7 protein-coding genes are annotated in these 8675 nt (G+C 68.9%); 1 reads left to right on the forward strand and 6 read right to left on the reverse strand.

Annotated features, from left to right (window positions below; genetic code table 11):
* Positions 1–173 precede the first annotated feature (173 nt).
* From AC1D1W_RS04900 to AC1D1W_RS04925, 6 genes are all read right to left on the reverse strand, one after another.
* Positions 174–1475 carry an RNA polymerase sigma factor gene (locus AC1D1W_RS04900; protein WP_476943094.1) on the reverse strand — a complete coding sequence of 434 codons (1302 nt, stop codon included), beginning with the start codon at positions 1473–1475 and terminating at the stop codon, positions 174–176.
* A gap of 22 nt (positions 1476–1497) precedes the next feature.
* Complete coding sequence (locus AC1D1W_RS04905) at positions 1498–1839, reverse strand: YciI family protein (protein ID WP_476943095.1); 342 nt, start codon at positions 1837–1839, stop codon at positions 1498–1500.
* 114 nt (positions 1840–1953) lie between these two features.
* A complete protein-coding gene (locus tag AC1D1W_RS04910) occupies positions 1954–2958 on the reverse strand; it encodes a Ppx/GppA family phosphatase (RefSeq protein WP_043436435.1) in 1005 nt (334 codons plus the stop codon).
* A 93-nt stretch (positions 2959–3051) separates the two neighbouring features.
* The gene (locus AC1D1W_RS04915; RefSeq protein ID WP_028277718.1) at positions 3052–3495 is read right to left on the reverse strand and encodes an SseB family protein; all 444 of its coding nucleotides are present in this window, start codon (positions 3493–3495) and stop codon (positions 3052–3054) included.
* Between the two features lie 115 nt (positions 3496–3610).
* Positions 3611–6349 (reverse strand): type I DNA topoisomerase, encoded by a 2739-nt coding sequence (gene topA / locus AC1D1W_RS04920; RefSeq protein ID WP_028277717.1) that lies wholly within the window; start codon positions 6347–6349, stop codon positions 3611–3613.
* Between the two features lie 215 nt (positions 6350–6564).
* A complete protein-coding gene (locus tag AC1D1W_RS04925; protein ID WP_476943096.1) occupies positions 6565–7248 on the reverse strand; it encodes an ArsR/SmtB family transcription factor in 684 nt (227 codons plus the stop codon).
* 79 nt (positions 7249–7327) lie between these two features.
* On the opposite strand from AC1D1W_RS04925, the gene AC1D1W_RS04930 reads away from it, so the two are divergent.
* The coding region (locus tag AC1D1W_RS04930) for an MFS transporter (RefSeq protein ID WP_476943097.1) at positions 7328–8675 on the forward strand (1348 nt) is incomplete at its 3' end.

Here is an 8675-nt window from a genome sequence, read left to right on the forward strand (position 1 = left end):
TCAACAGGTGCGAGTGATGATAGCCGGTTCCCCCGGAGCCGGCGGTGCGCCGGGCGATTTGCAGCAGAGTTCCCCCAAGTCCTGCTCCAGATCGCCCGGCCCTACTCTTTTAACCGGCGTGAACGGCCCCGTCACGGGGCGCGGCCCGGCCCTGCTTTCTAACCGTCTGCTTTCTAACCGTCTGCGGCCCCGCCGAACACCGGGCTGCGAAGCTTGCCTTCCAGGAACCGGCGTTCCGCCGCGCTGCCGGCAAGCGCCAGCGCCCGCCTGTAGCCTTCGGCGGCCTCCGGATAGCGGCGCAGGCGCACCAGGAAATCTGCGCGGACGGCGTGGAAGAGGTAGTAGTTGTCCAGTCCCAGGCCCTCGACCGCCGCCAGCCCGGCAACGGGCCCGTGGAGCTCTGCCAGGGCCACGGCGCGGTTCAGCGCCACGACAGGACCCGGCGCGACGGCCAGGAGCTGGTCATACAACTGCAGGATCTGCGCCCAGTCGGTGTCCCCGGCGGTCGCGGCGTCGCTGTGGACGGCGTTGATCGCCGCCTGGAGCTGATACGGTCCGGGCCGGTTCCGGCGCAGGCACCGGCGCACCAGCTCACGGCCTTCGGCGGCCAGGGCGCCGTCCCAGTGCCCCCGGTCCTGGGCCGCGAGCAGCACCAGTCCCCCGTCGGGCGTGAATCGCGCGGCGCGGCGGGACTCGATGAGCAGCATCAGCGCCAGCAGTCCCGCCGCTTCCGGCTCGTCCGGCATCAGCGACGCCAACAGCCTGCCGAGCCGGATAGCTTCCGTGCAGAGCTCCTCACGTTCCGGGCCGTCGGAGGGGCCCGCGTTGTAGCCCTCGTTGAAGATGAGGTAGACCACCGCCAGCACCGATTGCAGCCGTTCGGGCAGGTCGGCGCCCTGCGGGACCCGGTAGGGGACTTTGGCATCCCGGATTTTCGCTTTGGCCCGGACCAGCCGCTGCGCCATGGTCGTTTCCGGGACCAGGAAGGCCCTGGCGATTTCCGCCGTCGTCAATCCACCCAGAAGCCGCAGCGTCAGCGCCACCTGGGCGGACCCGGCCAGGGCAGGATGGCAGCACGTGAAAATCAGCCGCAAAGTATCGTCGTCCACGTCCTCGACCCCTGACTGCTCCGCCAGGAACTGCTCTTCGGCGGCCGGCGCGGGTCCGGCCCCGGACCGCGCCGCCGCGAGCAGGGCCGCCTGTGCGTGCTTGTCCTCGCGTGAGGCTTCCCGCCGCAGCCGGTCAATCGCCCGGTGCCGTGCCGTCGTGATGATCCAGCCAGCCGGGCTGGGCGGGACGCCGGCCGAGGGCCAGTGCTGGACCGCCGCGGTAAAGGCATCCTGGACGGCGTCCTCGGCAATATCGATGTTCCCGAACGTCCGCGTCAGAACGGCTACGGCGCGGCCGTACTCGCGCCGGAACACCCGGGCGATGTCCGCCTCGGTCGCTGCCTCATCTCCACGGCGGTCACCCACACCAGCACCCCCGACCCGGCGGCTAGTGCTGGAACGGACGGATTTCAACGGGAAGTGTGGTGGCGCCGGCCAGCTTCCTTGCCCAGCCAAGGGCCGCGTCCAGATCCTCGGCCTCGATCACGGTGAATCCGCCGAGGTGCTCCTTGCCTTCGGTGAACGGCCCATCGGTCACCAGGATCTCGCCACCGTTGGGCCGCAGGACTGTCGCGGACTCCGCCGGGTGGAGACCCGCGGCGAACACCCAGGCCCCCGCCGCCTGCATTTCATGGTTCAGGGCCGCCAGGTCACGCATGATGGGTTCGAGGAACTCAGGGTCCGGGGCGGGGCCGTCCGGCTGGTAAATGCTGAGCAGGTACTGCGTCATTTCGGGTGCCTCCTTGTCGAATCAGCCGGCGCCGTGCCGGCCTCTCAGCAATTACACGATCGAGGACGCTCCGGATCGACACAGTCGCGACACCCGCCACTGGCCCAAGCCGTCTCAGAGAGCCTTTTCCGGCGACTGGAGCCGCGCCGGCGGTTGCTCTGCCACATGCGGCGCGGGATCGATCGGCCCCTCAAACACAAGCTGGTCCAGGCGGCGGAGGATGAGTCCCTCACGCAGGGCCCACGGGCAGGTCACCATGCTGTCGAACTTGAACATTTCCAGTGCCGCTTCCGCGACGAGGGCGCCGGCGAGGACCTGCGGCGCGCGGGCCTCGGAGACGCCGGGCAGGTGGAGCCTGTCCCCTATCTCCATGGCCGAGATCCGCTGCGCCCAGAGCCCGAGGTCGAGGGCCAGCAGCTCCCGCTTGACGTAGGGCCCGGCGCCGCTGGGGGCGGCCCCGGCAATCCTGGCGAGGGACCGGAAAGTTTTGGACGTGCCCGCGACGAGGTTGGGCGGGCCCAGCTTCTCGAATTTGCGCACCGCGGGTTTGAGCGTGGAGCGGATGTAGCGGCGCAACTCCTTGATGCTCTTGGCCGAGGGCGGGTCCTCGGGCAGCCAGTCGCGTGTCAGCCGGCTGGCACCGAGCGGAACGGACATTGCCAGCTCGGGCAGCTCGTCCTGTCCGAGGGCCATCTCGAAGGAGCCGCCGCCGATGTCCAGGTTCAGGATGGGCCCGGCACCCCAGCCGTACCAGCGCCGGACGGCAAAGAAGGTCATGGACGCCTCTTCGCTGCCCGTGAGCTCCCGGAGGGTGACGGTGGTTTCATGTTTGACGCGGGCCAGGACGTCAGCGCCGTTGGTGGCCTCGCGGATGGCCGAGGTGCAGAACGCGAGGAGGTCGTCGGCTTTGTGCTTGGCCGCGAATTCCCACGCCTCGAGGACGAACTCGACTAGTTCATGCTGCCCGTCGTCGTCAATGTTGCCGTCGTCGTCGAGGTACTGCACGAGCGACAGCCGCCGTTTATGCGAGGCGTAGGGGACCGGCCGGGCGCCGGGATGGGCGTCGACCAGCAGGAGATGGACAGTGTTGGACCCGATGTCGAGGACGCCTAGACGCATGCTGCCATTATTCCCCCCCACGGAGCGGCCGGCCTAGCTGCGACGGCGGTATTCGCGAAGAATACCGCCGTCGCAGTCTGGCCGATCGGGGGCCTAAGCCGGGTCGGCAGTGCCGTCAGCGGGCTCGTCGGTTGGCTTGAAGTCGCGGCGGATGTTGGCCACGCCCTCCGGGTCGATTTCAAAGCCGTAGGCGGCGCCGGGGTTGATCACCATGCCGAGCTCGGCGCCGAGGTTGCCGATGATCGCGGCGCCCTGCGTGCCCAGCACGTTCGGCGCGGCGGCGAGATACTGCTCGGTGACGCGGCTCGGGTGCGAGAAAACGGCCAGGACGGGCTTGCCGGAGGAGTTGGCGAGGACCAGCGGCTCCACCTGCGAGTCGGGGCCCTCGAGGGCGTCGGAGCTGACCACATAGACCTCGTTGTTGAGGAAGGCCAGGATCACGTCCACCGGGTTGGCGTCCGGCTGCTCCCCCCGGGCGAGCTGCTCCTCGAGTTCGTTCAGCGGCTGGTTGTCCAGGTGTGCGGGCTGTTCAGTCATATTCCTACTCGATCACGTCCACGGCCGGTCCGCAAACGCAAAATCGCCGGAAACCTGCGGATTCGCCGGTAATTTCCGGCGAATCGGCAGGTTTCCGGCGATTTCGGCGTGCTGCCTACTTCTTGGCCGGGGCCTTCCGCGCGGGCGCCTTGCGGGCCGTCGTCGTGCGCTTGACCGGGCCCTTGGCCCGCTTCTCCGCGAGGAGTTCGACGGCGCGTTCCCGGGTCAGCTCCTCGATCGAGGTGGTGCGCGGCACCGTGATGTTGGTGATGCCGTCGGTGATGTACGGGCCGAACCGGCCTTCCTTCACCACGATGTTCTTCTCCGAGACCGGGTCCGGTCCGAATTCGGCCAGCGGCGGAACGGCGGCGCGGGCGCCGCGCTGCTTGGGCTGCGAGTAGATCTCCAGCGCCGCCTCGAGCGTGATCGTGAAGATCTCCTCTTCGGAGCCGATGGAGCGGGAGTCCGTGCCCTTCTTCAGGTACGGGCCGAACCGGCCGTTCTGCACCGTGATCGGGTTGCCGTCGGCGTCCTGCCCAAGCACGCGGGGCAGGCTCATGAGCTGCAGCGCCTCGTCCAGCGTGATGCTGTCCACGCTCATGGACGCGAACAGGGACCCGGTGCGCGGCTTGGCCTTGACGGGCTTCTTCGGCGGCTTGGGCTTGCCGTTCTTGTAATACTCAACGGGCTGGTTGGCCAGCTGTTCCTCGGTCATCTCCGGGATGATCTCGGTGACGTACGCGCCGTAGCGGCCGTTCTTGGCCACGATCGTGTGCCCGGTGTGCGGGTCCGCGCCGAGGACGCGCTCCTCCGGGGCAGCGGTCTCCATGAGTTCAACGGCTTTGGCGGCCGTGAGCTCGTCCGGGGCCAGGTCCTCGGGGACGTTGGCGCGGGCCGCCTCAACCACCTCGCCGGTCTCGGGATCCACCGTCGCGGTGGAGCTTTCCAGGTACGGGCCGAACTTGCCGACCCGGAGGGTGATCGCGTCCGTGATCGGGATGGAGTTGATCTCGCGGGCATCGATCTCGCCGAGGTTGTTCACGATGCTCAGCAGGCCGGGCTCGGAGTCCTCACCGAAGTAGAAGTGCTTGAGCCACGCGGGTCCGGCCGCCTGGCCGTTGGCGATCTTGTCCAGGTCCGCTTCCATGTCGGCCGTGAACTCGTAGTCCACGTAGTCGTGGAAGTGCTGTTCGAGGAGCCGGATCACGGAGAACGCGATCCAGCTCGGGACCAGCGCAGAGCCCTGCTTCCGGACGTAGCCGCGGTCCTGGATCGTGGAGATGGTGGAGGCATAGGTCGACGGGCGGCCGATGCCCTTCTTTTCCAGCTCCGCAGTCAGCGAGGCTTCGGTGTAGCGCGGCGGCGGCGAGGTCTCGTGGCCGACGGCGACAATGTCGCTGGCAGTGAGCGCGTCGTCCTTGGCCACGTTGGGCAGCCGGCGTGCTTCCTCGGACTCGTCGTCGCCGCGGCTTTCGTCCTTGCCTTCTTCGTAGGCGGCGAGGAAGCCGGGGAAGGTGATGACGGTGCCCGACGCCGAGAATTCGGCATCGCGGCGGTCGGCCGGGTCGCCAACGGTGACGGCGCCGAGGCGGATCGTGGCGGTGGAGCCCTTAGCGTCAGCCATCTGCGAGGCGACCGTGCGCTTCCAGATGAGCTCGTACAGGCGGAATTCGTCACCGGAGAGCTGCTGGGCCACCTGGGCCGGGGTGCGGAAGGAGTCGCCGGCGGGACGGATGGCCTCGTGGGCTTCCTGCGCGTTCGCTGCCTTGCCGCTGTAGACCCGCGGCGACTGCGGCACGTACTCGGGGCCGTACAGCTCGGAGGCCTGGCGCCGGGCGGCCGTGACGGCCTCGTTGCTCAGCGCGGACGAGTCCGTACGCATATACGTGATGTAACCGTTTTCGTAGAGCCGCTGGGCCACCTGCATCGTGCTCTTCGAGGAGAACCGCAGCTTGCGGCCGGCCTCCTGCTGCAGGGTGGAGGTGGTGAACGGCGCCGCCGGGCGGCGGGTGTACGGCTTGGTGTCGACGGAGCGGACGCGGAAGTCGGCGTCCTGCAGCCCCGCCGCGAGCGAGGTGGCGAGTTCCTCGTTGAGGTGGACGGCGTTGCGGGAGGTGAGCTCGCCGTTGTCGTTGAAGTCCCGGCCGCTGGCGACCTTGGCACCGTCGACGGCGGCGAGTTTGGCTTTGAAGGAGCCGGAACCGGCGCCGAACTGGCCGGTGAGGTCCCAGTAGGAGGCGGCCTTGAAGGCCATCCGCTCACGTTCGCGGTCCACCACCATGCGGGTGACGACGGACTGCACGCGGCCTGCGGAGAGGCCGCGGGCCACCTTGCGCCACAGCACCGGGGAGATCTCATAGCCGTAGAGCCGGTCCAGGACGCGCCGGGTCTCCTGGGCGTCGACCAGGTCCTGGTCGACATCGCGCAGGTTGTCCATGGCCCGGTGGATGGCTTCCTTGGTGATTTCACCGAAGGTCATCCGGTAGACGGGAACCTTGGGCTTGAGCACTTCCAGCAGGTGCCACGCGATGGCCTCGCCCTCGCGGTCCCCATCGGTTGCGAGATAGAGAGCATCGGCGTCTTTGAGCTGCGCCTTGAGCTCGGCGACCTTCTTCTTCTTGTCCGAGGACACCACGTAGTAAGGCTTGAAGTCGTTGTCGATGTCGACGGCGAACTTGCCCAGCGGGGTCTTCTTCAGTTCCGCGGGGAGCTCCGAGGGCTGCGGGAGGTCGCGGATGTGACCAATGGAGGCCTCCACTATGAAGCCTTCGCCGAGGTACTTGGCGATGGTCTTGCTCTTGGCGGGAGACTCCACAATCACGAGTTTCTTGCCGGTTTTGGCCTTGCTTGGCACGGTGCTCCTACAGAAAAAGGTGGCTCGGGCAGATGCGCCCATACCCGCCTAGTTCACCATATTTTGCAGAATCCCGCGCATCCGGCCGGAAATGACGGCCCGGCGGACGCGGCTTCCGGCCGCAATAGGGCCACGTGCCGGCCGGCCCCTGCGCGGGCCCCGGATGCGGTTCGGCGCCGTGCCCGCGACCGGTTCAGGCCCTCCCGGCGGCGGGCTCAGTCCTTGCCGGCGGCGGGCTTGCCGGCGGCGGGTTTGGCGGCCGCCGGGCCGCGGTCGTCCGGAATCATCGACCACATCGTGGCCATACGTTCGGCACCTTCGGGCAGGTGGTCCGGATCCTCGAGTTCGTAGTCCCGCAGCAGGTCGAAGATCCGCCGCGTCAGTTCGGCGCGCTGGTCCGGCGTCAGGTACAGCAGATTGCTGGCCAGTACCACCGAGGACGGTCCGTCGGCGGTATCGCCGCTCTCGCGCCGGGCGTTGCGGGCCGTGGCGTAGGCACGGACCCGGCGGCGGTAGGCGTCGAGCTCGAGGTCCAGGACGGCGAGTTCGGGGCTGGCCACTCCCCCCAGCGAGTGGATGGTGAAATCTGTACCGGCGGCCTGCCAGCGCCGCTCCCGGGCATCCCCCGCGGTGGCGGCGGGAATCACGATGCCCCACTTCTGCAGTGCCCGCAGGTGGTAGCTCATGGCACTGGGAGTCAGCCCGGTCTGCGCGGCAAGCTCGGTGGCCGTCCGGCTCACCTGCGTGGAATACAGTTCGGAAATGACCTCCAGCCGGGCGGCGTGGGCCAAGGCACGGATCGCCTTCGGGTCGGTGATTTCCACTTGCTTCTCCGGACGGTGCCGGCGCCTGGTGGCCGGCGGAGCCATTGACTCCGCCGTCGGGGTTTCTGCGTTCACTCCTCCAGTGTATCCAGCCCCGCCAAACTATGAAAGAAATGCTTGACATTTGTTTTGCCGCCGGACTAGGTTCCTTTTTATGAAACATACACTTCATAAATTGCCGGCACCCGCAACCGGCGCGCGGCCCCTGTGGCGCAACCGCGACTTCCTGATTGCCGGCACCGCCCGGTTCGTGGCGACGGCGGGGATGGGCGCCGTCGTCGTCAGCGTCATGCTGCATCTGCAGAACGCGGCCGCCGCCGGCGAAACTCCTGTCGCCGGGCCCTGGCTCGTGGCCGCGTACCTGCTGTGCTCAGCGCTGCCGCTGGTCCTCCTGGCCCCGTGGGCCGGCCGGCTCGCCGACACCATGGATTCGCGCACGCTGGCGACGGCGAGTTCGGCGGTCAGCGCCGCCGCCGTCGCCGGCATGGGGCTTGGCATGCAGTACCTGGAGAACTATCTGCCCGTGCTGTTTGCCATGACGTTCCTGCTCGACGCGGCCCAGTCCGTGGCCAGCCCCACCTGGCAGGCCCTGCTGCCGCGGATCGTCGGAGAGGACCGCACGCCCCGGGCCATGGGGACCATGCAGGCGACCATCATGATCGCGGGGATGGCAGGTCCCGCCGCGGGCGGCCTGCTCAGCGGCTGGGGCGGGACCGGGCTGGTGTTCACCGTGGCCAGCGGCTGCTACGTCGCCATGGGGCTGGGCGCGCTGCTGATCCGCACCCGCCGCGGCACGGCGGCCGAACGTGCCGGCCAGGCGAAGCCCGCGCTGCTGGACGGGCTGCGCCTGATCCGCCGGGACAGCCTGGTCTGGGCCCTGGTCCTGGGGGCGATGTTCTTCATCGTCGTCGGCGAAGCCACCAACGTGCTCGAGGTGTTCCTGGCCCGCAACGAACTTGGCGCCACCGAAATCCAGTACGGCCTCCTGTCCGCAGCCTTCGGCCTCGGCATGGCGGCCGGGGCCGCGATGGCCGGCAGGATCAGGACGCCTCGGGTCCGGCTGCGCGTGCTGCTGGCCGCCATGACCGGAGCCTCGGCGTGCCTGGTCCTCACCGGGATGGTCCCGAGCGTGGAACTGCTTTTTGTGGCCTACACAGGGACGGGAGTGGCCTGCGGCGTCCTGAACGCCTGTTTCGGGGCGATCGCGATCCTGCGGATTCCGGAGAGCGGGCGCGGCCAGGCGATGGCGATTGTCGGCGGGATGACGCGTGCCGTCTCCATTGGCGCGCTGGCCCTGGGCGGCCTCCTGGGCGCCCTGGTGCCGGTCCGCGTCAGCTTCGTGCTCACCGGCGCCGTCGGTGCCATGGTGGCCCTCGCCCTCACGGCGTACGTCCTGCCGCGGTTCGGCCGGGAGGACTCCGCCGCCAACACTCCTGCGGCGGCCATGGCGGCGGCCGGGGCGGCGGCCGGGGCCGCGGCGGACGCGGCGGACGCGGCGTTGC

The organism is Arthrobacter sp. P1_B4 (genome assembly GCF_056406555.1).

What these genes read in the sequence shown, in the direction of transcription:
- AC1D1W_RS04905 (WP_476943095.1), bottom strand. Translation starts at nt 1,839, where the DNA reads ATGACGCAGTACCTGCTCAGCATTTACCAGCCGGACGGCCCCGCCCCG.
- AC1D1W_RS04910 (WP_043436435.1), bottom strand. Translation starts at nt 2,958, where the DNA reads ATGCGTCTAGGCGTCCTCGACATCGGGTCCAACACTGTCCATCTCCTG.
- AC1D1W_RS04915 (WP_028277718.1), bottom strand. Translation starts at nt 3,495, where the DNA reads ATGACTGAACAGCCCGCACACCTGGACAACCAGCCGCTGAACGAACTC.